This is a genomic window from Oceanibaculum indicum P24 (assembly GCF_000299935.1).
Classification (GTDB): domain Bacteria; phylum Pseudomonadota; class Alphaproteobacteria; order Oceanibaculales; family Oceanibaculaceae; genus Oceanibaculum; species Oceanibaculum indicum.
In genome coordinates this window covers 212,751-236,765 of record NZ_AMRL01000001.1, presented here as the reverse complement: position 1 = coordinate 236,765, position 24,015 = coordinate 212,751, and the positions used below count along the sequence as shown (strand labels likewise).

Below are 24,015 nucleotides of genomic sequence, written 5' to 3'. Positions count from 1 at the left end.
ACCTAGCCGAGAGCGCCCCCGGATGCAATGCCCGATGCAATGCCCGATGCACGCCGTAAACAATCTTCCGTTTCCGGCAGCGCGGGCATGCGGTACGGGCAGGATATCAGCATGCAATGGAAGTTGGGCGGTGCGGGTCACAGGCCGTCACGAAACCGTCAAGGGAACGGCCGTGCGGTAATGAATCATTGCCGAAGCAGGGGGTTAACGGCACACTACCCCGGTCCTACGCGATTGGGAAATCATGCGTATCTTCGGTCGAGTCCTGGGGTGGGTGCTGATATTGGCCGCGGTCGCCGTGCTCGGTGCCGATGCGCTGGCGGCCCTCGATTCCGGCCAGTTCGCCCCCCGGCCGATGGGCCAGCTCTGGTTCCAGCTCGACCCTGGCAGCCTCAACCTGATGCAGGCCGTTGTGCAGCGCTATCTGGCGCCATCGATCTGGGACCCCGGCATCGTCTCGGTGCTGCTGCTGCCGGCCTTTGTGGTGCTCGCCGTTCCCGGCGTGCTGCTGGCGCTGCTGTGCCGGCCCGGCCCGGAGCGCCGCAAGCCCCTTTTCTACTAAGCTATACAGTCGCAGCCTGGTGATTCGGCGCCAGGCAATGGCTGTGGCTGTGGTCGGCCAGTGTTTCGATGACCCGGCAGTCTGCGACGCTGCCGCCATCGCAGGCCGCCACCATGCGCACCAGCTCCGCCTCCAGCGCCTGCAGCCGGGCGATCTTGTGCCGCACATCGGCAAGATGCCGGTCGGCGATCCGGTCGGCGGCGGCGCAGGATTCCTCCGGCGTGCGATAGAGCGTCAGCAACTCGCGGATCGAGTCCAGCGAGAAGCCCAACTCCCGCGCATGGCGCAGGAAGTTGAGATGCCGGCGGTGGCGCTCGTCATAGCGGCGCTGGCCGCCTGCTGTGCGGGGCACGGGCGGCAGCAACCCCTGTTCCTCGTACCAGCGCACCGTCTGCTCGTTGCAGCCGGCCTCGCGGGCCATATCGCGGATGCCGTAGCTCGCCATGATTTTTCCTCTTGAAGCTCAAACGACTGTAGCTCTCATCTTTATGTGCGAAGGCGATTGCCTGTCTGCAAGAGGATGGAAAGATGAGTGGCTGCTGCGGCCCTTCACATGATCATGGGCACGATCACGGTTCGGCTTTTGATGGCGCCTCGCCGGCCTATCGCCGGGTACTGCTGATCGTGCTGGCGATCAACGCTGCGATGTTCGTGGTGGAGGTAGCGGCTGGTGCTATCGCCGGGTCGTTGGCGCTTTACGCCGACTCGGTGGATTTCGCGATGGATGCCGCGACCTATGGCCTGTCCTTCTGGGCGATCGGCCGGGCGGCGGAGACACGCGCCCGCGTTGCCCTGCTGAAAGGCGGCAGCCTCGGCGTCATCGGCACGGCGGTGCTGGGGATGGCGCTGTGGCGGCTGTACAGTGGGGCGCCGCCGGAGCCGATCACCATGGGCGCCATCGGCCTGCTGGCGCTGGCCGCCAATGTCATCAGCGCGGTACTGCTGTTCCGCTGGCGCGATGGCGACGCCAATGTCGCCTCGGTCTGGCAATGCACGCGCAACGACGCCATCGGCAATGTGCTGGTGGTGCTGGCGGCGGTCGGCGTGTTCGGCACCGGCAGCGCGCTGCCGGACCTGATCGTGGCCTCGCTGATGGCGGCGCTGTTCCTGAACTCCGCCTTCCGCATCATCCGGCAGGCGCGGGGCGAGCTGCGCAGCGCGGCGGTGCAGGCCGGGTAGGTGCCAAGTCGTCGGGGGTACTGGATTTTGCGCCTGCCGCCTGCTACCAGTCTCGGCGGAATCCAGAACAAGCCCGGCTGGCGGCCCGCGTGGCTGTGCGGCCCAGCAACCGCAGATCGAGGCAGCGCCCCATGGTCGATTTCGTCTATCAGGACATGTTTCCGCTGGGGGAGGACAAGACCCCCTATCGCAAGCTCACCAGCGATTTCGTCTCCACCGTGAAGCTCGACGGCGCCGACATCGTGAAGGTCGCGCCGGAAGCGATCACCCTGCTGACTGACCAGGCCTTCCGCGATATCTCCCACCTGCTGCGCCCCGGCCATCTGGCGCAGCTGAAGGCGATCCTCGACGATCCGGAGGCCTCGCCCAACGACAAATATGTCGCCTTCGACCTGCTGAAGACAGCGAACATCTCGGCCGGCGGCGTGCTGCCGATGTGCCAGGACACCGGCACCGCCATCGTGATGGGCAAGAAGGGCCAGAATATCTGGACCGGCGGCGGTGACGAGCAAGCCATCGCGCGCGGCGTGTTCAAGACCTATACCGAGACCAATCTGCGCTACAGCCAGTTGGCGCCCTTGAGCATGTTCAAGGAGAAGAATACCGGCTCCAACCTGCCGGCGCAGATCGAGATCTATGCGACCGAGGGCAACGCTTACAAGTTCCTGTTCATGGCCAAGGGCGGCGGGTCGGCCAACAAGGCCTTCCTGTTCCAGCAGACCCCGGCGGTGCTGAACCCGGAGAAGCTCTATGGCTTCCTGGAGGAGAAGATCAAGACGTTGGGCACGGCGGCCTGTCCGCCCTACCACCTGGCCATCGTGATCGGCGGCACCTCGGCGGAGATCAACCTGAAGACGGTGAAGCTGGCCTCGGCGCGTTATCTCGACGGGCTGCCGACCCAGGGCAGCGAGACCGGCCACGCCTTCCGCGATGTGGAGGCGGAGCAGAAGATTCTGGAGATGACCCGGCAGATGGGCATCGGCGCGCAGTTCGGCGGCAAGTATTTCTGCCATGATGTGCGCGTCATCCGCCTGCCGCGCCACGGCGCCTCGGTGCCGATCGGGCTTGGCGTTTCCTGCTCGGCCGACCGCCAGGCCGTCGGCAAGATCACCAAGGAAGGCGTGTTCCTGGAGGCGCTGGAGCGCCATCCGGAGAAGTACCTGCCGGAAGTGACCGACGACAAGCTCGGCGGCGATGTGGTGAAGGTCGATCTGAACCGGCCGATGGACGAGATCCGCAAGCAGCTGTCGCAGTATCCCATCAAGACCCGCCTGTCGCTCTCTGGGCCGATGATCGTGGCGCGCGACATCGCCCACGCCAAGCTGAAGGAGCGGATCGACAGCGGCGAGGGGCTGCCGGATTACTTCAAGCAGCACATCGTCTATTATGCCGGCCCGTCCAAGACGCCCGAAGGCTATGCCTCCGGCTCCTTCGGCCCGACCACGGCGGGGCGCATGGACTCCTATGCCGAGGTGATGATGAAGAATGGCGGCAGCTTCATCTCGCTGGCCAAGGGCAACCGCTCGGCGCAGGTGAAGAATGCCTGCAAGACCTATGGCGGCTTCTATCTGGGCTCCATCGGCGGTTCGGCTGCGCGGCTGGCGCAGGACTGCATCACCAAGGTCGAGGTGCTGGAATATCCGGAACTGGGCATGGAGGCGGTCTGGCGCATCGAGGTGGTCGATTTCCCGGCCTTCGTCATCATGGACGACAAGGGCAACGACTTCTTCGCCGACCTGCTGCCGGAGTAGGGGGATAGGCGCAGGCCGCGCCATTTCACCAGCCGTCATTCCCGGGCTTGTCCCCATGGGCGTCCGGGGAATCCAGGGTTCAGCTTACTCGACCGACGATCCAGCGAGCGGAAGCCTGGCCCCCCGCAACAAGTGCGGGGGTGACGGGCGAGAACTACGAGAAAACCCCTCTCCAATGCCGGGAGAAGGGTTTTCTCTTACGCCTGCCCTTACTATGCCTGCTTGGCTTCGATGATGCCGCGGCGGATCGTGCGGGTGCGGGTGAACAGCTCCTGCAGCTTGTCGCCCTCGCCCCAGCGGATCGCGCGCTGCAGATAGCTGAGATCCTCGGAGAAGCGTTGCAGCATCTCCAGCACGGCTTCCCGGTTGTTCAGGAAGATGTCGCGCCACATCACCGGGTCGGAGGCGGCGATGCGGGTGAAGTCGCGGAAGCCCGAGGCGGAGAACTTGATCACCTCGTTCTTCGTGCTTTCCTCCAGATCGACCGCCGTGGAGACGATGGTGTAGGCGATCAGGTGCGGCAGGTGCGAGGTGATGGCCAGCACCTTGTCGTGATGCTCGGCATCCATCTCCTCGATCATGCTGCCGGCCCGCTCCCAGAACAGCCGCAGCTTCGCCGTCGCCGCCGGATCGCCGCCGGGCAGCGGGGTGAGGATGCACCAGCGCCCCTCGAACAGTTCCGCGAAGCCGGCATCCGGGCCGGAATGCTCGGTACCGGCAATCGGATGGCCGGGCACGAAATGCACGCCCTCGGGGATATGCGGGCCCATGTCGCGCACCACGGCCATCTTCACCGAGCCGACATCGCTGACGATGGCGCCGGGCTTCAGATAGGGGGCAATCGCCTCCGCCGCCGCGCCGCAGGCGCCGACCGGGGTGCAGACGATGACGAGGTCGGCATCGGTCACCGCGTCCTTCGCCTCGGCATGCAGGGAATCGGCGAAGCCCAGCTCCGCCACCCGCTTGCGCGTCGCATCGCTGCGCGAGGTGACGGCGACATGCCGGGCGAGGCCCTTCTTGCGCGAGACCCAGGCGAGGGAAGACCCGATGAGCCCGGCGCCGACCAGGGCGACGCGCTCGAAGACGGGGTCATTATTGGGGGTAATCTCTTGCGTGCTCATGTCAAAAACTCTGCCAGCGTATCCACGACGATCTTCATTTCCTCCTCGGTACCCACCGAGAAGCGCAGATAGTCGGGCAGGTTATAGCTGCGCATTTCGCGCACCAGGATGCCGCGGCTGTTCATGAAGGCCAGCGCGGCGTCGGCATTCTTCGCCGGGTCGGACGGGAAGCGGACCAGAAAGAAGTTGGCGACCGTCGGCACGCACTCCAGCCCCAGCCTGGCAAAGGCATCGAGGGTCCAGGGCACCATCTTCTCGTTATGCGCGCGGGCCTTCTCCTGGAAGGCCGTGTCCTCCAGCGCCGCGATGCCGGCGGCCTGCGCCGCCAGGTTCACGTTGAAGGGGCCGCGCACCCGGTTGAGGATGTCGATCAGATAGGCCGAGCCGTAGCACCAGCCGAGCCGTAGGCCGGCCAGCGCATATAGCTTGGAGAAGGTGCGCAGCATGATGACGTTCTGCGCGCCTTCCACAATGTCGATGCCGGCGGAATAATCGTTCTTGCTGACGAATTCGGCATAGGCCGCGTCCAGCACCAGCACGATGTTCTCCGGCAGCCTTGCGTGCAGGCTGCGGATTTCCTCGATGCTGTTATAGCTGCCGGTCGGGTTGTTCGGGTTCGCCAGGAACACGATCCTTGTGCGCTCCGTCACCTTTTCCAGGATGGCGTCGATATCGACCTTGAAGTCCTTCTCCGGCGCCATCACCGGGGTTGCCCCCAGCGACTGGGTGGTGATCGGGAACATGCGGAAGCCGTACTGGGTGTAGATCACCTCATCGCCGACACCGGCGAAGGCCTTCACGATGACCTCGATCAGCTCGTCCGAGCCATTGCCGCAGATGACGCGCGCCTCATCGAGGCCGTGCTTCTTCGCGATGGCATGGGCAAGGGTGCCGGAACCGCCCTCGGGATATCGGTGCAGGTTGCCCGCCATCGCCTTATAGGCCTCGACCGCCTTCGGGCTGGGGCCGAGCGCGCCTTCGTTCGCCGACAGCTTGATGACGCGCTGCTGCGTCGTCTTGCCGTGCGTGGCGACGTAGGGCTTCAGGGTAAGGACACCGGGACGCGGCTGAGGCAGCGACATGGGACACCTGATGGTTGCTGGTTGAGGTAACGAACGGGACGCAAGGAAAGAAAATCTCTAGGCGCGAAGGTGCGTGTCAGCCCCGATAGGGCGCCGCATAGCAGCCGAGATGGCAATATCGATGGAGGGAGGCAGGCAGGGAAAGGCTGGTGTCAGGCGAGAGGAACCGGTCGATCTCGACCAGTCGCCATCGCCCGTCCTGCGTATCGGCGGCGGCCAGCACACGGCCTTCGCCGCCAAGGGCCGCCAGGAGCGCGCCCTCATCCGCATCGCCCAGCACGGCCAGCAGCGTGCAATCGTCGCCGGTCTCCTCCGCGTCCAGGCGGGCCAGGGCGAAGGCATCGCCGCCCTGCGAATCGCGGCGGTTCGGCGTGTCGAACAGCGGCAGCCGGGCGACCGCGCGGAGGCCCGGCTGTTCGGTAATGGCCAGCCACCAGGGCGACGCCTCACCGTTCCCCGGTGCCGGGACCACGGCAACCGACAGATCGCCGGCAGCCACGGCACCGACCAGCGCCTCCGTGCTGTCCTGCTCGCTCATGACGATGTAGCTGCCGAAATGGTCGCGCGCCAGGTTCCACAGCTCGCCGGCCTTGTCGGCGAAGATGCCGACCGAGAAGCTGCCCTGCAGCGCCAGCGAAGCACCCATGATCTCCTGCCAGACACGCACCAGTGCCGCATCCGGGCAGCTGCCATTGTGGCGGCTGACCAGCGCGCGCAGCAGCTGCGCCTGCCGGCCGGGCCGCCAGTTGTTGGCGCTCTGCTGGCTGCGCTTCAGCGCCGCGACACGGCCCGTCACCTCGAACCGGCGCATCAGCAGCGTGTGCATCTCGCGGTCGAGCGCATCGATCTCGCGGCGCAGCGATTCCAGTTCGTTCTGGTCGATGGTCGGGGCGGTGACGGTCATTATAACTCGCGAGGCGACTCACAGGGTGATAGGGGTGCTTGCGACAAGCGGCTAGATTTAGTCCGCAGCTTACCCAAAATCAAAGAAAACATTGACAGAGAGTGCCGGCGGTCCGTAGCAATCGGCATTTTTGTTTCGCAAGGCTCGCGGGTGCAGCGGATCATGGCCAACGCCACCAATGCCGAAACTTCCCCTGATACGCTGGCCGGTCCGGTCAGCGCCGAGGGCCGCGCCTTGCCGGGGCACAGCTTCGTCATCGGTCCTGACGCACCGCTGAAGTTGGAGTGCGGCGTCGATCTCGCCCCCGTCACCATCGCCTACCAGACCTATGGCACGCTGAACGCCGACCGGTCCAACGCGGTGCTGGTCTGCCATGCGCTGACCGGGGACCAGTTCTGTGCCGAACCGCACCCGGTGACTGGCAAGGAAGGCTGGTGGACCAGCATGATCGGGCCGGGCAAGCCGCTCGACCCGGCGCGCCACTTCATCATCTGCTCCAACGTGCTGGGTGGATGCATGGGCTCGACCGGCCCGGCCTCCATCGATCCTTCGACCGGCAAGGCCTATGGCCTGACCCTGCCGGTCATCACCGTGGGCGATATGGTGCGCGCGCAGGCCCGGCTGATCGACCATCTGGGCATCGATACGCTGTTCTGCGTCATCGGCGGCTCGATGGGCGCGATGCAGGTGCTGGAATGGGCGTCGAGCTATTCGGAGCGCGTGTTCTGCGCCATCCCGATTGCCGGGGCTGCGCGTCATTCGGCGCAGAATATCGCCTTCCACGAGGTCGGCCGGCAGGCGATCATCGCCGATCCGGACTGGCGCGGCGGCGACTATGCCAGCCATCAGGTGAAGCCGGTCCGTGGGCTGGCGGTGGCGCGCATGGCGGCGCACATCACCTACCTGTCGGAGCCGGCGCTGCACCGCAAGTTCGGCCGCAACCTGCAGGACCGGCAGGCGATCACCTACGGCTTCGATGCCGATTTCCAGGTGGAGAGCTATCTGCGCTATCAGGGCTCCAGCTTCGTGGACCGGTTCGACGCCAACTCCTACCTCTACCTGACGCGGGCGATGGATTATTTCGATCTCGCCTATGAGCATGGCGGCGTGCTGGGCAACGCCTTCAAGAACACGAAGACGCGCTTCTGCATTGTCTCCTTCACCTCCGACTGGCTGTTCCCGACGGCGGAGAGCCGCGCCGTGGTGCACGCGCTGAACGCGGTGGCCGCCAATGTCAGCTTCTGCGAGATCGAAAGCGACAAGGGGCATGACGCCTTCCTGCTGGACGAGCCCGAGATGTTCGCCGTGCTGGGTGGCTTCCTGAAGGGCTGCGCCGAGCACAGGGGCTTGGCCACGGGGGAACCGGCATGATGCAGGCGCCCGCCCGGACCGCGCCCCTGCGCGTCGATCTGCAACTCATCGCCGACATGGTGGTGCCGGGCAGCCGCGTGCTGGATATCGGCTGCGGCGATGGCGACCTGCTGGATTTCCTGTGGCGCGAGAAGCAGGTGGATGGCCGCGGCATCGAGATCAGCCAGGCCGGCGTGAATGCCTGCGTGACGCGCGGCCTGTCGGTGATCCAGGGCAATGCCGATACCGACCTTGCCGATTATCCGGCCGGCATCTTCGATTATGCGATTCTCAGCCAGACGCTGCAGGCGACCTACAATCCCCGGCACGTGCTGTCGGAGCTGGTGCGCATCGGCAAGCATGCCATCGTCTCCTTCCCGAATTTCGGGCACTGGCGGGTGCGCCGCCACCTGCTGACGCATGGCCGCATGCCGGTGACCGGTGCGCTGTCGCATGCCTGGTTCGACACGCCGAACATCCATCTGTGCACCATCGGCGATTTCGTGGAGCTGTGCGGGGACCTCGGCATCCGCATCGAACGCGGGCTGGCGCTCGATATCGGCGGTCGGCCGCTGCCCGGCATTTCCGGCACCGGCTGGCGCGCCAACCTGTTCGGCGAGCAGGGGCTTTTCCTGCTCAGCAAGGAAGGCTGAGGGCTTCTTCCCTATCGTTACGATTCCCGGCTTGGTGTATAGGCTTATTCAGGGATTCGTTTTCTCAGGGGGGCGATCATGCCGGCACCAAGCGAAGGCACAACAAGCGCGACAGTTGCGTTCAGCGACGATTACCGCATAAACAGCCTGCTCGAAGGGCCGGTCTGGGGCAGCGGCACAAGCACCGGCACGATCACCATCAGCTACTCCTTTCCGTTTTCGAACCAGGCGGCCTATTGGTCAACCAGCACCAATGGGGGCTACGGGCCTGCCACCGGGGCTGACTCGCCCTGGGACGCCGAATTCGCGGAGCTGAACGACCAGCAGAAATCCGCCGTGCGCGATGCGCTGGAATTGTGGAGCAACGTCGCCAACATCGCGTTTGTGGAGGTCACCGAGACCACCAGCAATGTCGGCACGCTGCGCTTCGCCTTCACCGGCCATGAAATGGAGAGTTCGGCTGCCTATGCCTATCTGCCGAGCACCGCGCCCTATGGCGGCGATGTCTGGATCAGTTCCAACGATCTGACCAGCACCCAGTGGTCGCCCGGCAGCTTCAATTTCCAGACGCTGGTGCATGAGATTGGCCATGCGCTGGGGCTGAAGCATCCCTTCGACGATAGTGGCAGCGGCACGGTGCTGGCGGCGGGGGAGGATTATTACGGCAATAGCGTAATGTCCTACAGTGCCTGGAATGGCGATCAGAGCAGCCAGATCGATTTCGAAGCCACGACGCCGATGTATTACGACATTCTGGCGATCCAGTATCTCTACGGCGCGAACATGGGCTTCAATGCCGGCGCCACGACCTACAGCTACGCGGCCGGCCAGAATTACTACGAGACGATCTGGGATGGCGGCGGGTCGGATACCATCGTCTTCACCGGGACCAGTGCGGCGGTCATCGATCTGCGCGCCGGTGCATGGAGCGAACTTGGCAGCCCACGGACAATTTATACCGGGGAGGGCGATCAGCTTTCCCAGCGTGAAACCGTTCGTATCGCGGAAGGCGTTCTGATCGAGAACGCGACCGGCGGCAGCGGCAACGACACCATCACCGGCAATGACGCGGACAACGTCATCATCGGCGGGGCAGGCAACGATTCCATCGTCGCCGGGCTGGGCGGCGACTATATCGACGTGACCGGCGGCGGGAACAATTACGTGAATGGCGGCAACCAGGGCGACACCATCCTGGGCGGCGCCGGCAATGACGAGCTGCGCGCCGGCAAGGGGCTCGATTCCATCGATGGCGGTGCCGGCAACGACACGATCTACGCCGGCCTCGGCACCGATACCATGATCGGCGGCAGCGGCTCGGACGTGTTCGTCGTGCGCGGCTTTGATGCGCGCTATCCCGGCGCATTGCTGCGACCGCGTATCGAGGATTTCGAGGATGGGTTCGACCGCATCGCCGTGCAGAATGTGACGCTGGCGGAGGTCGAGACAGCACTGGCCAGCCAGCAGGCAATCGACGGCGGCGTGCAGTTCACGATTACCGGTGCGATCGTTACGGTGCTTGGCGTCTCGGCGCTCGATACCGGCGATTTCCTGGCAGGCAACCTGTTCGTGTGATTACTGTTTCTGTGAAGCGATCCTTGCCCTTCTGTCACCCCCGGGCTTGACCCGGGGGGCCAGGGGCGGCGCTTTGCCTGAAGTGTTTCAGTCCGTGGCTCTGGATTGCCGGGTCAAGCCCGGCAATGACATATCTGTAAGCGAGCGGCACTGATTCCTGGTCGGAACATACCCCCGCCTTGTTGTCTCCCGCGGCCAGTCCGCCTATGTTGGGGGTAATCCCCCATCAAGGTTGCGAACATGCCCACGGAAAAGCACACGAAGCTCCTCATCATCGGGTCCGGCCCGGCCGGATACACCGCCGCCATCTATGCCGCGCGCGCCAATATCAGCCCGATCATGGTGCAGGGGCTGCAGCCGGGCGGGCAGCTGACCATCACCACCGATGTGGAGAATTACCCAGGCTTTGCCGATGTCATCCAGGGCCCCTGGCTGATGGAACAGATGGAGGCGCAGGCGCGCCATGTCGGCACCGAGATCATCTTCGACATCATCACCGATGTGGATTTCAGCCGCCGGCCATTCCGCGCCACGGCGGACTCCGGCGATGTCTATTTCGCCGAGACGCTGGTGATCGCGACCGGCGCGCAGGCGCGCTGGCTGGGCCTTGAGTCGGAGAAGAAGTTCCAGGGCGGCGGCGTGTCCGCCTGTGCCACCTGCGACGGCTTCTTCTTCCGCGGCAAGGAGGTCGCCATCGTCGGCGGCGGCAATACGGCGGTGGAGGAGGCGATCTACCTCACCAACCACGCCAGCAAGGTGACGCTGATCCATCGCCGCGATTCCTTGCGCGCCGAGAAGATCATGCAGGACCGGCTGTTCCGCAATCCCAAGGTCGAGGTGATCTGGAACCACACGGTGGAGGAGGTGCTGGGCACCGAGAATCCGAACCAGGTTACCGGCCTGCGCCTGAAGAGCACGGTGGACGGGACCGAGCGAACGCTTTCCGCCGACGGCTTCTTCGTCGCCATCGGCCATGACCCGGCGACCAGCCTGTTCAAGGGCAAGCTGGACATGGATTCTGAAGGCTATATCATCACCCGGCCTGATTCGACGGCAACCAGCATTCCCGGCGTGTTCGCGGCGGGCGATGTGAAGGACAAGGTGTTCCGCCAGGCCGTGACAGCGGCCGGGATGGGATGCATGGCGGCGCTGGAGGCGGAACGCTTCCTGGCGGCCCATGAAGACGGTTCCGTCGAACCGGCAGCCACCGTGGCCGCGCAATAGCCAAAAGCGCGCGCGGCCATCCCGCCAACCCCTTGGGGCGCAACGGATTCTGTTGCGTTCCTGTAATCAGGTCGTCATCATCCGATTATGGATTGGGATAAACTGCGCGTCTTCCACGCGGTAGCGGAAGCCGGCAGCTTCACGCATGCCGGAGAAACACTGAATTTGAGCCAGTCGGCCGTCAGCCGCCAGATCAGCGGGCTGGAGGAGCGGCTGCGCGTGCCGCTGTTCCACCGCCATGCGCGTGGCCTGATCCTGACCGAGCAGGGCGAGATCCTCTACCGCACCACGCGGGAGATCTTCTCCAAGCTGGCGATGACCGAGGCGATGCTGGCGGAGGGGCGGGAGAAGCCCAAGGGCCCGCTGAAGATCACCACCACGGTGGCCTTCGGCTCGACCTGGCTGACGCCGAACATCAAGAGCTTCATCGACGCCTATCCGGAAATCGCCGTCACCCTGCTGGTGGACGATAACGAGCTGGACCTGTCGATGCGCGAGGCCGATGTGGCGATCCGCATGGCGCCGCCGCGCCAGCCGGACCTGATCCAGCGGCATCTGATGAACATCCACTTCCACCTCTACGCCGCCCCGGCCTATCTGGAGCAGTTCGGCGAGCCCAAGACGGCGGCGGAGCTGGGCAAGCACAGGCTGATCATCTATGGCGAGCGCAGCCAGCTGCCCTTCCCGGATGCCAACTGGCTGCTGCATCTGACGCGGCGCGAGAGCGGCGTGGCCACCCTGCCGGCGCTGACGGTGAACAATTACTATGCGATCTACCGCGCCTGCCTGACCGGCATCGGCATCGCAGCATTGCCGGACTACATGGTGCGCGACGATACCGAGCTGAAGCAGGTGCTGCCGGAGGTCGAGGGGCCGCAGGTGCCGGCCTATTTCGTCTATCCGGAGGAGCTGCGCAATTCCAAGCGCATCACCGTGCTGCGCGAGTTCCTGCTGCAGAACGTCGCCAACCAGCAATTCTAGCATCGCGGAAAGTCGCAAAACGGTGGGAACGGAACGCCGATCCTGCCGTTTTCCTTTTCAGATGCCGGTGACGCGGTATCGCCTGCCTCAGGTTTGGAAGCATTTCGTATTAATGTTTTTGCAACACTTAAGGCAGGGTCATGCGTGCATTGCATGACGGGAGTGACAATTTATGCATGGAATTTCGGCACCCGAGAGCATAAATCTTAGTCACTTCGATGTTGCGTTGCAGCATCAGGGTTCTCCGGAACCCGCGTCTCCCAGACGTGAAGCCTCCCTGTTCAACTTGCCGGCAATCTCCTGATTGCCGGCATTTTTTTGTCCTACGCACGGCAGGTTGGACGAAACGCCAGTCGATGCGGGATGTCCTGAGGGGCGGAAGCCCCGCTGCTCCCACAGACTGCCTCCATCATAACCGGATGGAGACAGCACCATGGCAACACAGACAATCGAGGATTTCGCGGCACGGCTGGATGCCGATCAGGCGCTGGCCGGGCAATTCGTGACCTGTCTCCAGGCAGCGCCGGAAGGCGGTACAGTTGCAGCGGCAGTGGGCTTCGCGGCTGCGAATGGCTTTGCCGCAACGCCGGACGAGATGCAGCGCTACCTTACGGCGGTTCTCCAGCGCAACCGGGAACTATCAGACGGCGCGCTGGATAGCGTCTCGGGTGGTTTGCCAGTCTTCGCCACCACGCCCGGCGGCTGGAACCGGACCGGCCTCTGGACATATCGGTAAGCGCAAACTGCCCGATTGCGCGCAAGGATTACAGCGTCTATGCGCTTATCCCCTACGCCGCGATGGCGTCCGGCACGAAGAAGGAATTGGCGTCATAGCGCGTGCCGGCGCGCAGGCAGAAGATTGGGCGCAGCAGCTTCTCGCTCACCACTTCCTCGCCGGTATTGTCGGACAGGCGGAAGCGGCCGGTCTCCATCTTCAGCACGCTGATATCGGCCTCGCGGCCCGGCTGCAGCGTGCCCAGGCTGTCCTCCATGCGCAGCATCGTCGCCGGATTGGCCGTCACCATCGCCACCACCTGTTCGAGCGACAGGCCCAGATGCAGCAGCTCCGTCATGGCGATGGTCAGGTTGAAGGGGGCGACGCCGAAGAACGGGTTGCTGGTGCGGTCGCTATCCTCGTTCGAGTTCGGTACCTGCACGTTATAGCCATGCATGTCCGCACCCAGCGTGAAGGGCACCACGCCGGCCTCCAGCACCTTGCGCGCGGCGGCGAAGCTGAAATGCGAGCCATGGCCGACATCGACGCGCACGCCGCAATTATTTACCGCCTCCAGCAGAATCGGATGCACCTCGCCGCTCTCCGAGACGAAGCCGCCCGGATGCCGCGTGAAGGGGTGGGCCAGGATGTCACCCGGCTGCATGATCGGCACCAGCTCGCGGATCAGCTCGTCCGGGTCAGGGATGGGGGCTGAGTCAGCGGTCGGCCAGAGCTGGCCCAGATGGATGTAGAGCGGCAGGTCCAGCCGGCTGGAAATCTGCTTGCCCAGCTTGATGACCTCGATGCCCCAGCGCGACTGGCCGCCGATTTCGGCATGCGCCTTGATGCCCTTCACCAGGTCCGGGTTCTGCTGCGCTACCCGCACCGTATGCTCGACATTCACGCCGTTCGGGCCGTAGAGGTCCGGGTAGAGATGGCCTTCCAGCCCACCCACCAGATAGGCGGAGATGAAGCACAGCACGCGGCTGGCCGCCGGCTCCGACACATAATGGCGGAAGCCGCCGATGGTCATGCAGCTGGGGCCGCCCTGGTCGATCAGCGTGGTCACGCCGGAGCGCACGCCGACCATGTCCGGGTTCAGGCCGAACTTGCCTGTCACATGCTGATAGACATGGGCGTGGGTGTCGATCATGCCGGGCAGCACCAGCAGGCCGGCGGCGCTGATCGTCTCCTTGGCCCGCGCCTTGGAGAGGTCGGGGGCGATGGCGGCGATCTTTCCATCCTGCACGGCGATATCGTAACGGCCATTGCGGCCGGCGGCGGGGTCGATCACCGTGCCGTTCAGGATCAGCGTGTCGTACACCGGCTGCTCGCTCATCGAAATCTCCTCGCTGGCTGCGGGCGAAGGCACGGGGGCGGACCTTTCTGATGGCCCGGTAAGCCGGCGCTTCGGAAAAAAGTTGTAATACGGATCGTTGTACTTAAACTCTTTCTCAAAAGCTGTGCCAGCAGTCCTGTGCTGTCAAGGCGAAACAGCTTGAAAAAAGACTATGGGACAGGGATGCGGCGACAGCCGCGCCAGGCCGGATGGATCGATTCTGGATTGGGGCCGAAAGGGGGCCGCGATGGGGACGGAGTCCGGGAAGAGCGGGATCGGAAAAGGCATCGGCGCGCGGCTGGCGCGGCGGGAGGATGACCGCTTCCTGAGGGGGCGGGGCCGCTATGTCGGCGACATGAAGCTGCCCGGCATGCTGGAGATGGCCTTCCTGCGCAGCCCGCTGGCGCATGCCCGCATCCGCCGCATCGACAAGCCTGAAGACGGCGCCCAGCACATCTATACCGTTGCCGATCTGATCGGCGTGAAGGGCATGCGCGCCGATTCCGGCCTGCCCGGTTTCCGGGGATCGGTGCAGCCGATCCTGGCGGAGGGCAAGGTACGCCATGTCGGCGAGCCGATTGCCGCCTGCCTGGCCGAGACGCGCGCGCTGGCCGAGGATCTGGCGGAGCTGGTCGAGGTGGATTTCGAGGAGCTTCCGGCGGTCCACGACATGACCAGGGCGTGCGATGCCGACGCGCCGCTGCTGCACGAGCACTGGGACCGCAATGCCTTCCTTGAATCCGCCGTCGATATCGGCTTCGAGGCAGCGGTGAAGGATGCCGCCGCCGTGGTCACGCGGCGCTACCGCACCGCGCGGCAATGCATGGCGCCGCTGGAAGGGCGCGGCGTGCTGGCGGTCTGGGACCGCAATCTGGAGATGCTGACGCTGCATTCGGCGACGCAGATGCCGCATGTGGTGCGCACCGGCCTCGCCGAATGTCTGGGCCTCGATCAGGGGCAGGTGCGCATCGTCGCCCCCGATGTCGGTGGCGGCTTCGGCTACAAGGGGATCCTGCTGGCGGAGGAGGTGTGCGCCGGCTATCTGGCGATGAAACTGGACCGGCCGATCCGCTGGCTGGAGGACCGCCGCGAACATCTGACCGGCAATGCCAATTGCCGCGAACATTCCTACGAGATCACCGGCTATGCCGCCGCCGATGGCGAGCTGCTGGCGGTCGATTGCAAGGCCATCGTCGATTCCGGCGCCTATTCGATCTACCCCTTCTCGGCCTGCCTGGAGGCGGCGCAGGTGCCCAGCATCCTGCCCGGCCCCTACCAGATGCGCGGCTTCCGCTGCACCACCATGGCGGCGGCGACCAACAAGCCGCCGATCCTGCCGTTCCGCGGCGTGGCGCGCACCGGTGTGTGCTTCGCGCTGGAGCTGACGCTGGACGGGCTGGCCCGCGAACTGGGTATCAGCCAGGAGGAGATCCGGCGGCGCAATCTGGTGCGGCCGGACCAGATGCCCTTCACCAACATCACCAACAAATATTTCGACAGCGGCGACTATCCCGAAGCGCTGCGCCGCGCGGTGGAGGCCATCGACATTCCCGCCGTGCGCAAGCGCCAGGCAGAGGCCGCCGGCAACACGCGCATCGGCCTCGGCTTCGCGCTGTTCTGCGAGCAGGGCGCGCACGGCACCTCGGTCTATCACGGCTGGGGCATCCCGATGGTGCCGGGCTTCGAGCAGGCGACGGCGCGGCTCACCCCCGATGGCGGGCTGGAGCTGCGCGTCGGCGTGCACAGCCACGGGCAGGGGCTGGAAACCACGCTGGCGCAGATCGCTTTTGACGAGATCGGCGTCGATCCGGCGAAGGTGAAACTGGTGCATGGCGATACCGCCTACACGCCCTATTCCACCGGTACCTGGGGGTCGCGCTGCGCCGTCATGGCCGGCGGCGCCACCGGCACCGCCTGCGCCGCACTGGGCGAGCGGATGCGCAAGATCGCCGCGCATCTGATGCAGGCAAAGCCGGAGGAGGTGGTGCTGGCGGACGGATTCGCGCGCGCCGGGTCAAGCCAGATTTCCATTGAGGAGGTGGCGGCGACCTGGTACCGCAAGCCGCAATTGCTGCCCGACGATGTCGATCCGCGCGGGCTGGAGGCGACGGAGGGCTACAAGACGGTGCGCGACACCGGCACCTTCTCCTATGCCTGCCACGCCGTGGTGGTCAGCGTCGACCTTTCGCTCGGCCATATCCAGCTGCTGGATTATGTGATCGTCGAGGATGCCGGCACCATGCTGAACCCGATGATCGTGGACGGCCAGGTCTATGGCGGCACGGTCCAGGGCATCGGCACCGCCTTGTTCGAAGAGATGCCGTTCGACGCGGCCGGCCAGCCGCTGGCCTCCACCCTGGCGGATTACCATTTGCCGGTGGCGGCCGACATCCCGCCGATTCGCATCCTGCATATGGAAACCCCGTCGCCGATCAGCCGCTTCGGCCAGAAGGGCATCGGCGAGAGCGGCGCCATCGGCCCGCCAGCGGCCATTGCGAACGCCGTGAATGACGCGCTGGCCCCGCTGGGTGCTGCCGTGAACGAAATTCCGCTGACGCCGGAGCGTGTGCTGCGCGCGCTGGCCGAGGCGCAGCCGAAGATGGCCGCCGAATGAAGCCCGCCCGGTTCGACTACCTGTCCGCCGCCGACCTCGCCGGCACGCTCTCGCTGCTGGCGGAAGGCGCCAAGCCGATGGCCGGCAACCAGTCGCTGGGGCCGATGCTGAATCTGCGGCTCGCCCGTCCGGGCCATCTGGCCGATATCGCCCTGCTGCCGGAGCTGCGCGCGGTTGAGGAGACGCCAGAAGCCGTCGTGCTGGGCGCGGCGATCACTCATGCCGAGATCGAGGATGGCGAGGTGCCGGACCCGAGCGGCGGCTGGCTTCGCGCGGCGGCGGCGAATATCGCCCACCGCGCGGTGCGCAATCGCGGCACCATCGGCGGCAGCCTCGCTCATGCCGACCCCGCCGCCGACTGGCCCATCGTGCTGACCGGGCTGGGCGCCAGCGTTCGTCTGGCTGGCCCGGCAGGAACGCGCGAGATGCCGATGGCGGATTTCCTGACCGGGCCGTTCTCGACCGCGCTGAAACCCGACGAGCTGCTGACTGCGATCATCCTGCCGCGCCCGTCGAAGGGGGCACGGTGGGGCTACTGGAAATTCTGCCGCCAGGTCGGGGAATTCGCCAAGGCCAGTGCGGCCGTACTGATCGACCAGGACGGGCTGGGCCTGCGCTGCGCCGTCGGCGCGCTGGGCCGCCAGCCATTGTTGCTGGACGATCCGGCGGCGCTGATCGAGGGGCGGACGAGTCCGATGGAAGCATTGGCCAAGGCACTGCCGGACCGCGCGCCAGCGGAACTGACGCTGCATGCCACGGCGCTGACCCGCGCGCTTGCCCAGGCGAAAGGCGAGAAGTGAGATGAGCCTGCAAGAAATCACCCTGACGCTGAATGGCGAGACGGTCACGAAACCAGCGGAGCCGCGCACCCATCTCGCCGATTTCCTGCGCGAAGAGCATCTGCTGACCGGCACCCATCTGGGCTGCGAGCAGGGCGTGTGCGGCGCCTGCACGCTCTATGTCGATGGAAGGCCGGTGCGGTCCTGCATTACCTTCGCCACATCCTGCGATGGCGCCGATGTGCGCAGCATCGAAGGGTTCGAGGCCGATCCGCTGATGGCGCGGCTGCGGGCAGCCTTCACGGCGCACCACGCGCTGCAATGCGGCTATTGCACGCCGGGCATGCTGGCCACCGCCTACGATATCGTGCGCCGCCTGCCCAATGCCGACGAGACTCGCATCCGCCAGGAATTGTCCGGGAATATCTGCCGCTGCACCGGCTATGCCGGCATCGTCGAGGCGATCCGCGACGTGCTGGCCAATGATCCGCCGCAGGCTGCGCTCCAGCCTTTGGCGCGCCAGCGCCGCACTGCGACGGGTAGCGCGGTCGCCCCGACAACGGCCCCGTCCGATGAAGCTGCTGCCGATCTTCCACCGCTGGACGAGGCGGCGCTGGCCGATGGGGTGGAATTGTCACGCGAGATCGCGCTGGACGCCCCTGCCGGCAATGTCTGGGCGGTTATGAGCGATATTCCCGCCGTGGTCGCCTGCATTCCCGGTGCTTCGCTGGATGGAGCTGTGGAGGACGGCATCGTGCGCGGCCGCTGTGTGGTCGCGCTGGGGCCGATGCGGGCCAGCTTCGCCGGCACGGCAAAGGTGACGCTGGACGCGGCGGCGCAGGCCGGCACCGTGGCCGGCAGCGGCCGTGACCGGCTCAGCCGCTCCAGCCTGGACGGGGTGCTGCGTTTCGCGCTGACAGCGGAGGGGGAAGCCGCCGCCCGCCTGAAGCTCTCCATGCGCTACCGGTTGAAAGGGCCGCTGGCGCAGTTCGGTAGGCCGGCGCTGGTGGCGGAAATCGCCGACCGCATCCTGTCTGAGGTGGCGGCCAACATCGCCGCGCGCGCCAGCGGACAGGCCGCGCCAGAGGAGTCAAAGCCGCTGAACGGGCTGGCGCTTTTGGTCGCGGCGGTGAAACGCCTCTTGCGGCTGGGCTGATCCGTGACCGATGGTGTGGGCCCGATCACCCATAGGGCAGGAAGCAACATGACTGTCGCCAAGACAGCGCGGACGGAGGAGTCCGCCACCCCGACCGATATTCAGCAGCCCGGCTGGCGCGGTGGCGCGCTGCAGCGCCGCCCCGGATTCCTGATCCGCCGGCTGCACCAGATTCACACCGCGCTGTTCCTGCAGGAATGCGGCGAGGAGAAGATCACCCCGATCATGTATTCGGTGCTCTCCGCTCTGTCGCAGACCGGCCCGGTGGATCAGACCACGTTGGCGAAGGCGGTGGCCATCGATAAGACCAACATGGCCGACATCCTGGAACGGCTGCGCAAGCGCGGGCTGATCCGCCGCCGCACCTCGACCAAGGACCGGCGCGTGCGGCTGACCGGCCTGACCGACGAGGGCAGGGCGCTTCTCGACCGCATCGACGACAAGGCCGAACGCGCGCATCAGCGCACGCTGGAGGATCTGCCGCCGGCGGAGCAGGCGCAGCTTGTCGATCTGATGACGCGGCTGGTTGAGGCCAAGGATTCCGCCACCGAGCCCACCGGTGACGGAGACGCCGCCACCGACTGATCCACCCCAACCCGAGAGGCAGATGTGACCGGTTCGTCCCCAGCTACCCAGGAATCCCATGCAAGGCTTCTGGCCGTCGAACCGGTGCTGTCCCGCATCGCCCCCTTGCGCGATCTGGTCTCCGACCTGCCGCCGGCGACGCTGTTCCATGCCGGCCCGCCCTTCACACCCGGCAGGAAGCTGCCGGCACCGGTCCTGAACAGCGTGCTGGCCGCGATCCAGCATGAAGGTTGGGCGGACACGGCGCAGGAGGCACAGGCGGCGCTGGAATCGGGCGCGGTCAGCCTGGCCCCGGCGCAGGATATCGGCCTCGTCACGCCGCTGGCCTTTGTCGTCGGCCCGTCCATGTACTGCCTTGCCGTCACCGATGCGAAGAACCCGAAGGCAATGCGCCTGTCGCCGCTGAATGACGGGCCGCTGCCGGACTGCCTGCGCTTCGGTACCGGGCGGGCCGCCGGCCTCGATCTGTTGCGGGGCCTGACCGGCGGCATCGGCGCCGACCTGGCTGCAAATCTGAAGCCCACTCCATTGCTGCCGGTGCTGGCGGCCGGGCTGAAGGGCGGGGATGATCTGCATGGCAGGGTCAGCGCCGCGCAGGAAACGGTACGCGGCTTCTTCGGGCCGGCCTTGTCGGCGGAGAGTGCGGCCTATCTGGTGAAGGCCAACCAGTTCGTGCTGAACGTGATCATGGCGGCGACTGCGCTGATGATCGGCGCGGGCGCCGGCGTGCCGGGCAGCAGCATGGTGGTGGCCAGCGGCGGCAACGGCATCGACCATGGCTACAAGCTGGCCTCGGAACCGGAACGCTGGATCATCCGGCCGGCAAACCGCCCCATCGGCCCGAAGATGCAGGAAAGTGCGGAGGCGCTGCCCGCCATCGGCGACAGCGCGGTGATCGATGCCGCCGGCTTCGGCGCCGCCTGCCTGCGTTTCGCGCCTGACCTCGCCGGGCTGAAGGGCCATGTGGACGATGCCTATTTCACCGAGGCCGCGCATGATGCCTTCATCGGCCTGCATCCGGCGCTGCCTTTCCCGGGGCTGAAGCTGGGGCTGGACCTCGCCCGCTCACGCGCCTGCCTCGGCATCATGCTCGGCATGGTCGGGGCCAGCGGGACGGAGGGGCTGGTCGGGCGCGGCGTGGCACCCTGGCCAGCAAGTTAGGGGCCAACAGGCTAGCTGAGCGGCACCAGCGGATCGGGCAGCAGGACCACCCCCTCATGCAGTTTCGTCGCATAGCGCTTCAGCGGCGGCAATTTCCAGCCGGACCCGCAGACCCCGTCGCTCAGGCGGAAGCGCGCGCGGTGATGCGGGCATTCGATCCAGCCCTTGACGATCTGCCCCTGCGCCAGCCGGGCGAACTGGTGCGGGCAGGACCCTTGCAGCGCCAGCACCTCGCCGCCCTCGCGCAGCAGCAGCACGAGCTGCCGGGCGATCAGCACATCCTTCGCCACGCCGTCCTCCAGCGCCTCCAGCCGCGCCGCAACCTGCCAGCCTGCCGGCACCTGCATCGACTTTTCACCTCTTCCGGAAAACCATCATGAGCATCCCGCCCGAGCAGGACGATTACGTCAAGCCGACCACCGGTTTCTGGCAGGAAATCCTGCCAGCAGATGATCCGGCAGGGCAGGTGGTTGCGCCTTACCGCTATGGCTATCCGGCGCTATTGCCGGATGGGCGCATCCTGGTGCTGCCGCTGCGCCGGCTGCCGGATGGCGGCCGGGCCGTTGCCTCACTGATCGCCAATCAGGCCAGCTTCGCGGTGACCGAGGTGCTGGCCGGCCACATGGCGGACAAGGCGCGCGCCATCGGGGCCGACCTCGTCATCGGCGTGCCGACGCTGGGTCTGGTCTTCGCACCTACCGTGGCGCGGCTGCTGGGTCATCCCAATTTCGTGCCGCTCGGCTATTCGCGGAAATTCTGGTACCGCGACGAGCTGTCGGAGCCGGTGCATTCCATCACCAGCCCGGGCGGCCGCAAATCCGTCTTCATCGACCCCAACATGCTGCCGCGCCTGAAGGGCCGGCGGGTCGCTGTGGTGGATGATGCGGTGTCCAGCGGCACCACGCTGCTGTCGGTACTGTCGCTGCTGGAACGGCTGGACTGCACGATTGCCGGGATTGTTGTGGCGATGAAGCAGGGCGTGGCCTGGCGCGCCCGTCTGAACGAGCGCGACCCGGCCCTTGCCGGCATGGTGCACAGTGCCTTTTCCGCCCCGGTGTTCGAGCGGGTGGAGGGCGGCTGGGCGCCCATCCCCGGCACGCTGGCAGAGTAGGCCTAGCCTAGACCCGGTCGGCCTTGGCGGCCTGCTGGATGTCCTTGCTCTGATAGCGGCTCCACATATCGGTGAGGAACTGCAGCGAGCGCGGATCGAGGTCGATGCGCGGCACCGGATCGTCGTCCCAGTGATTATGGCGGTCCTCGCCGCGCACCTTCAGCGCCGTGCGCCGGCCCAGGGTCGAGGCGACATGCGCGCCGATATAGAAGAAGGCGAGCCCGATCCGGCGGTCGCCGGTGAAATTGCCCAGGCTGCCATGGGCGGTGCGCACATGGTGGATGGAGAATTCGCCGGGCTCCAGCTCCAGATAGGCAGCCTTGTCGTCGTCCAGCCCGTGGATGGTCTGGCCGCGCGCAAGCAGGTTCTGCGGATCGTAGGTCTCTTCATGCTCATACTGGGGGCCGAGATGGGAGCCGGGCAGCACGCGCAGGCAGCCATTCGCCTTGTTGCTGGGCGTGAAGGCCAGCCAGACCGTTACCGAATCGTTCGGTTCCAGCCCGTAATAGGCGGAATCCTGATGCCAGGACACGAACTTGCTGCTCTTCGCCGCCTTGGCGAACATGGAGGAGCCGAACAGCAATATGTCCGGCCCCAGCAGGGATTCCACTGCATCCAGGATCAGCGGGTGGCGTGCGAGATCGGTCATCCAGGGCGATACCAGATGCGCCTTGATCTTCATGCGGACATTGCAGTCCTCGCCGAGCGCTTCCTCAAAGGCCTCGATGCGCGCACGGCAGTCCGCAGCGTGGGCCGCGGAGATGGCGCGCTTCTTCACGAAATAGCCCTGGGTGTTGAAATGCTCAACTTCGGCTTCGGTCAGTTTGCCGGACATGATCGTTTCCTTTCCGGCGCTCAGTTCAGCTTCATCTTGGCTGAGGCGATGTCGGCGGGGGCAAGAACCACCGGCTTGCCATCCTGGATCTGGATGATCGGCAGGTTGCGGTTATCGTTCAGCCCATCGGCGCGGAACTTGATCGGCCCGTAGAAGGTCTTGATGTCGATCTCGCTGAGCGCCTTGCGAACGGCCTCGCGGTCCAGCGTGCCGGCCTTCTCGATGGCTTTCTGCAGCACGATCAGCGCGGCGGCGGAGGAGGCATGGACATAGTCGGGCTCCTGCCCGGAGGCCTTGACCACGGCGTCGTAGAAGGCCTTGGTCGAACCGAACATATCATCGCCCTCATAGACGGCGGAATAGTGCCACCAGGAGGCACTGGTCACATTCTCCGCCAGCGGGCCCAGCGTCTCGGCATATTCCTTGTAGGCGGGGCCGGTGATCATGGTCACGATCGGCGCCTTCACGCCCAGATCGTTCATCTGCTTGGTTACCAGGATCAGATCGGCGGTGTAGCCAGTAACGTAGATCCAGTCGGGCGCGGCCGACTTCATGCTGGTCAGCGCCGTGGCATGGTCCATGGTGCCGACGGGATACAGCTCGTTATAGGCGACTTTCAACCCGGCCTTCTCCGCCCCCTTGGCCATCAGGCTGGCCATGATCTTCGGGAACACGTCATCGCGGCCCAGGATGGCGATGCTCTTCAGGTCCGGCTTGGTCTGTTTGAACAGCGACAGCATGCCGTCGATCAGCCCGCTGGACGGGGCCAGCGTGCCGAACAGGTATTTGAAACCCTGGTCGTGCACCGGCTCGGACGAGGCGACCGCGATGATCGGCACGCCATAGCGTTCGGCGACGGCGGCGGTGATCTTGGTGTGGCCCGACCCGAAGGGTGCCGTCAGGAAGTCCACCTTGTCATCGGTGATCAGCTTCTCGGCGAGCTGCCCGGCGCGCTTGCCGTCGGTCTGGTAGTCATAGGTCACGAGTTCGACCGGCATCTTCTTGCCGCCAACCTGGATGCCGCCGGCGGCGTTCACGCGCTCCAGCCACAGATCGTAGGCCAGCTTCTGCTTGCTGCCCTCGGCGGCCAGCGCCCCGGTCAGCGCCAGCGGCGAGCCGATGCGGATGGTGTCCGCGGCCACGGCAGCACTGGCAAGCGCAACGGTCAGGGCGCCAGTCAGGGCAAGAGTGCGGAAGAGGGCGGCGCCCCTGCGGATCGGGTGTGCTGCGCGTGCGTGCATCGTGCGTGCCTTTCTCCAGAGTGGCCGCGGGATCGCGGTAGGGAGAAATCAGCAATATGCATGCCAAATTATTCAATTAGAGAAGATGTAGTAATTA

At 65.7% G+C, this 24,015-nt stretch carries 23 protein-coding genes; 15 read left to right on the top strand and 8 right to left on the bottom strand.

Annotation, left to right across the window (positions count from 1 at the left end; translation table 11 throughout):
• Positions 1-244 precede the first annotated feature (244 nt).
• On the top strand, positions 245-562 hold the full coding sequence (locus P24_RS01105; RefSeq protein ID WP_008942839.1) for a hypothetical protein: 318 nt from the start codon (positions 245-247) through the stop codon (positions 560-562).
• Between the two features lies 1 nt (position 563).
• On the opposite strand, the gene P24_RS01100 is transcribed toward P24_RS01105, so the two are convergent.
• Positions 564-1,007 carry a MerR family transcriptional regulator gene (locus P24_RS01100; RefSeq protein WP_008942838.1) on the bottom strand — a complete coding sequence of 148 codons (444 nt, stop codon included), beginning with the start codon at positions 1,005-1,007 and terminating at the stop codon, positions 564-566.
• An 83-nt stretch (positions 1,008-1,090) separates the two neighbouring features.
• Between P24_RS01100 and P24_RS01095 the strand changes: the two genes are divergently transcribed.
• Together P24_RS01095 and P24_RS01090 are read left to right on the top strand one after the other, a co-directional pair.
• On the top strand, positions 1,091-1,741 hold the full coding sequence (locus P24_RS01095; RefSeq protein ID WP_008942837.1) for a cation transporter: 651 nt from the start codon (positions 1,091-1,093) through the stop codon (positions 1,739-1,741).
• Positions 1,742-1,872: 131 nt separating this feature from the next.
• On the top strand, positions 1,873-3,492 hold the full coding sequence (locus P24_RS01090) for a fumarate hydratase (protein WP_008942836.1): 1,620 nt from the start codon (positions 1,873-1,875) through the stop codon (positions 3,490-3,492).
• 212 nt (positions 3,493-3,704) lie between these two features.
• Here the strand turns inward: P24_RS01090 and P24_RS01085 are convergent, their stop codons facing one another.
• The 3 genes from P24_RS01085 to P24_RS01075 all read right to left on the bottom strand — a co-directional run bounded on the left by P24_RS01085 (position 3,705) and on the right by P24_RS01075 (position 6,599).
• Positions 3,705-4,613 carry a prephenate/arogenate dehydrogenase family protein gene (locus P24_RS01085; protein ID WP_008942835.1) on the bottom strand — a complete coding sequence of 303 codons (909 nt, stop codon included), beginning with the start codon at positions 4,611-4,613 and terminating at the stop codon, positions 3,705-3,707.
• Positions 4,610-5,695, bottom strand: coding sequence for a histidinol-phosphate transaminase (gene hisC / locus P24_RS01080; protein WP_008942834.1), 1,086 nt, complete (start codon positions 5,693-5,695; stop codon positions 4,610-4,612). The genes P24_RS01085 and hisC overlap by 4 nt, the downstream gene beginning before the upstream one ends.
• Before the next feature lie 76 nt (positions 5,696-5,771).
• Positions 5,772-6,599 (bottom strand): chorismate mutase, encoded by an 828-nt coding sequence (locus P24_RS01075; protein WP_008942833.1) that lies wholly within the window; start codon positions 6,597-6,599, stop codon positions 5,772-5,774.
• 162 nt (positions 6,600-6,761) lie between these two features.
• On the opposite strand from P24_RS01075, the gene metX reads away from it, so the two are divergent.
• The 6 genes from metX to P24_RS01045 all read left to right on the top strand — a co-directional run bounded on the left by metX (position 6,762) and on the right by P24_RS01045 (position 13,118).
• The gene (gene metX, locus P24_RS01070) at positions 6,762-7,970 is read left to right on the top strand and encodes a homoserine O-acetyltransferase MetX (protein WP_008942832.1); all 1,209 of its coding nucleotides are present in this window, start codon (positions 6,762-6,764) and stop codon (positions 7,968-7,970) included.
• On the top strand, positions 7,970-8,602 hold the full coding sequence (gene metW / locus P24_RS01065; protein ID WP_008942831.1) for a methionine biosynthesis protein MetW: 633 nt from the start codon (positions 7,970-7,972) through the stop codon (positions 8,600-8,602). The genes metX and metW overlap by 1 nt, the downstream gene beginning before the upstream one ends.
• Positions 8,603-8,680: 78 nt before the next feature.
• Positions 8,681-10,177, top strand: a complete 1,497-nt coding sequence (locus tag P24_RS19965) for a M10 family metallopeptidase (RefSeq protein ID WP_008942830.1) — start codon at positions 8,681-8,683, stop codon at positions 10,175-10,177.
• A gap of 240 nt (positions 10,178-10,417) precedes the next feature.
• Positions 10,418-11,401, top strand: a complete 984-nt coding sequence (gene trxB / locus P24_RS01055; protein ID WP_008942829.1) for a thioredoxin-disulfide reductase — start codon at positions 10,418-10,420, stop codon at positions 11,399-11,401.
• Between the two features lie 87 nt (positions 11,402-11,488).
• Positions 11,489-12,382, top strand: a complete 894-nt coding sequence (locus P24_RS01050) for a LysR family transcriptional regulator (RefSeq protein WP_008942828.1) — start codon at positions 11,489-11,491, stop codon at positions 12,380-12,382.
• Positions 12,383-12,815: 433 nt separating this feature from the next.
• Positions 12,816-13,118, top strand: a complete 303-nt coding sequence (locus tag P24_RS01045) for a hypothetical protein (RefSeq protein WP_008942827.1) — start codon at positions 12,816-12,818, stop codon at positions 13,116-13,118.
• A gap of 52 nt (positions 13,119-13,170) precedes the next feature.
• Here the strand turns inward: P24_RS01045 and P24_RS01040 are convergent, their stop codons facing one another.
• A complete protein-coding gene (locus P24_RS01040; protein WP_008942826.1) occupies positions 13,171-14,436 on the bottom strand; it encodes an amidohydrolase/deacetylase family metallohydrolase in 1,266 nt (421 codons plus the stop codon).
• Between the two features lie 247 nt (positions 14,437-14,683).
• Here P24_RS01040 and P24_RS01035 point away from each other — a divergent pair, with 247 nt between their 5' ends.
• Genes P24_RS01035 through P24_RS01015 form a run of 5 tightly spaced genes read left to right on the top strand, consistent with a single transcriptional unit; the run spans position 14,684 to position 20,731 of the window.
• A complete protein-coding gene (locus P24_RS01035) occupies positions 14,684-17,050 on the top strand; it encodes a xanthine dehydrogenase family protein molybdopterin-binding subunit (RefSeq protein ID WP_008942825.1) in 2,367 nt (788 codons plus the stop codon).
• Positions 17,047-17,850, top strand: coding sequence for an FAD binding domain-containing protein (locus tag P24_RS01030; RefSeq protein ID WP_008942824.1), 804 nt, complete (start codon positions 17,047-17,049; stop codon positions 17,848-17,850). The genes P24_RS01035 and P24_RS01030 overlap by 4 nt, the downstream gene beginning before the upstream one ends.
• Before the next feature lies 1 nt (position 17,851).
• On the top strand, positions 17,852-18,985 hold the full coding sequence (locus tag P24_RS01025; protein ID WP_008942823.1) for a xanthine dehydrogenase family Fe-S subunit: 1,134 nt from the start codon (positions 17,852-17,854) through the stop codon (positions 18,983-18,985).
• 48 nt (positions 18,986-19,033) lie between these two features.
• A complete protein-coding gene (locus P24_RS01020) occupies positions 19,034-19,570 on the top strand; it encodes a MarR family winged helix-turn-helix transcriptional regulator (protein WP_008942822.1) in 537 nt (178 codons plus the stop codon).
• Positions 19,571-19,594: 24 nt separating this feature from the next.
• The gene (locus P24_RS01015; RefSeq protein WP_083859440.1) at positions 19,595-20,731 is read left to right on the top strand and encodes an oxamate carbamoyltransferase subunit AllG family protein; all 1,137 of its coding nucleotides are present in this window, start codon (positions 19,595-19,597) and stop codon (positions 20,729-20,731) included.
• Between the two features lie 11 nt (positions 20,732-20,742).
• Here the strand turns inward: P24_RS01015 and P24_RS01010 are convergent, their stop codons facing one another.
• Complete coding sequence (locus P24_RS01010) at positions 20,743-21,078, bottom strand: Rieske (2Fe-2S) protein (protein WP_008942820.1); 336 nt, start codon at positions 21,076-21,078, stop codon at positions 20,743-20,745.
• A 29-nt stretch (positions 21,079-21,107) separates the two neighbouring features.
• On the opposite strand from P24_RS01010, the gene P24_RS01005 reads away from it, so the two are divergent.
• Positions 21,108-21,842, top strand: coding sequence for a phosphoribosyltransferase (locus P24_RS01005; RefSeq protein WP_008942819.1), 735 nt, complete (start codon positions 21,108-21,110; stop codon positions 21,840-21,842).
• Positions 21,843-21,849: 7 nt separating this feature from the next.
• On the opposite strand, the gene P24_RS01000 is transcribed toward P24_RS01005, so the two are convergent.
• Both P24_RS01000 and P24_RS00995 read right to left on the bottom strand, forming a co-directional pair.
• Positions 21,850-22,677 carry a phytanoyl-CoA dioxygenase family protein gene (locus P24_RS01000; RefSeq protein WP_008942818.1) on the bottom strand — a complete coding sequence of 276 codons (828 nt, stop codon included), beginning with the start codon at positions 22,675-22,677 and terminating at the stop codon, positions 21,850-21,852.
• Positions 22,678-22,697: 20 nt separating this feature from the next.
• Complete coding sequence (locus P24_RS00995) at positions 22,698-23,918, bottom strand: amino acid ABC transporter substrate-binding protein (protein WP_008942817.1); 1,221 nt, start codon at positions 23,916-23,918, stop codon at positions 22,698-22,700.
• Positions 23,919-24,015: the final 97 nt, after the last annotated feature.

Coding starts and splice junctions, on each gene's coding strand:
- P24_RS01090 (WP_008942836.1), top strand. CDS start 1,873: ATGGTCGATTTCGTCTATCAGGACATGTTTCCGCTGGGGGAGGACAAG.
- P24_RS01045 (WP_008942827.1), top strand. CDS start 12,816: ATGGCAACACAGACAATCGAGGATTTCGCGGCACGGCTGGATGCCGAT.
- P24_RS00995 (WP_008942817.1), bottom strand. CDS start 23,918: ATGCACGCACGCGCAGCACACCCGATCCGCAGGGGCGCCGCCCTCTTC.
- metW (WP_008942831.1), top strand. CDS start 7,970: ATGCAGGCGCCCGCCCGGACCGCGCCCCTGCGCGTCGATCTGCAACTC.
- P24_RS01030 (WP_008942824.1), top strand. CDS start 17,047: ATGAAGCCCGCCCGGTTCGACTACCTGTCCGCCGCCGACCTCGCCGGC.
- metX (WP_008942832.1), top strand. CDS start 6,762: ATGGCCAACGCCACCAATGCCGAAACTTCCCCTGATACGCTGGCCGGT.
- P24_RS01100 (WP_008942838.1), bottom strand. CDS start 1,007: ATGGCGAGCTACGGCATCCGCGATATGGCCCGCGAGGCCGGCTGCAAC.
- P24_RS01000 (WP_008942818.1), bottom strand. CDS start 22,677: ATGTCCGGCAAACTGACCGAAGCCGAAGTTGAGCATTTCAACACCCAG.
- P24_RS01025 (WP_008942823.1), top strand. CDS start 17,852: ATGAGCCTGCAAGAAATCACCCTGACGCTGAATGGCGAGACGGTCACG.
- P24_RS01095 (WP_008942837.1), top strand. CDS start 1,091: ATGAGTGGCTGCTGCGGCCCTTCACATGATCATGGGCACGATCACGGT.
- P24_RS01040 (WP_008942826.1), bottom strand. CDS start 14,436: ATGAGCGAGCAGCCGGTGTACGACACGCTGATCCTGAACGGCACGGTG.
- P24_RS01020 (WP_008942822.1), top strand. CDS start 19,034: ATGACTGTCGCCAAGACAGCGCGGACGGAGGAGTCCGCCACCCCGACC.
- P24_RS01105 (WP_008942839.1), top strand. CDS start 245: ATGCGTATCTTCGGTCGAGTCCTGGGGTGGGTGCTGATATTGGCCGCG.
- P24_RS01050 (WP_008942828.1), top strand. CDS start 11,489: ATGGATTGGGATAAACTGCGCGTCTTCCACGCGGTAGCGGAAGCCGGC.
- P24_RS01075 (WP_008942833.1), bottom strand. CDS start 6,599: ATGACCGTCACCGCCCCGACCATCGACCAGAACGAACTGGAATCGCTG.
- P24_RS01010 (WP_008942820.1), bottom strand. CDS start 21,078: ATGCAGGTGCCGGCAGGCTGGCAGGTTGCGGCGCGGCTGGAGGCGCTG.
- P24_RS01035 (WP_008942825.1), top strand. CDS start 14,684: ATGGGGACGGAGTCCGGGAAGAGCGGGATCGGAAAAGGCATCGGCGCG.
- trxB (WP_008942829.1), top strand. CDS start 10,418: ATGCCCACGGAAAAGCACACGAAGCTCCTCATCATCGGGTCCGGCCCG.
- hisC (WP_008942834.1), bottom strand. CDS start 5,695: ATGTCGCTGCCTCAGCCGCGTCCCGGTGTCCTTACCCTGAAGCCCTAC.
- P24_RS01005 (WP_008942819.1), top strand. CDS start 21,108: ATGAGCATCCCGCCCGAGCAGGACGATTACGTCAAGCCGACCACCGGT.
- P24_RS01085 (WP_008942835.1), bottom strand. CDS start 4,613: ATGAGCACGCAAGAGATTACCCCCAATAATGACCCCGTCTTCGAGCGC.
- P24_RS19965 (WP_008942830.1), top strand. CDS start 8,681: ATGCCGGCACCAAGCGAAGGCACAACAAGCGCGACAGTTGCGTTCAGC.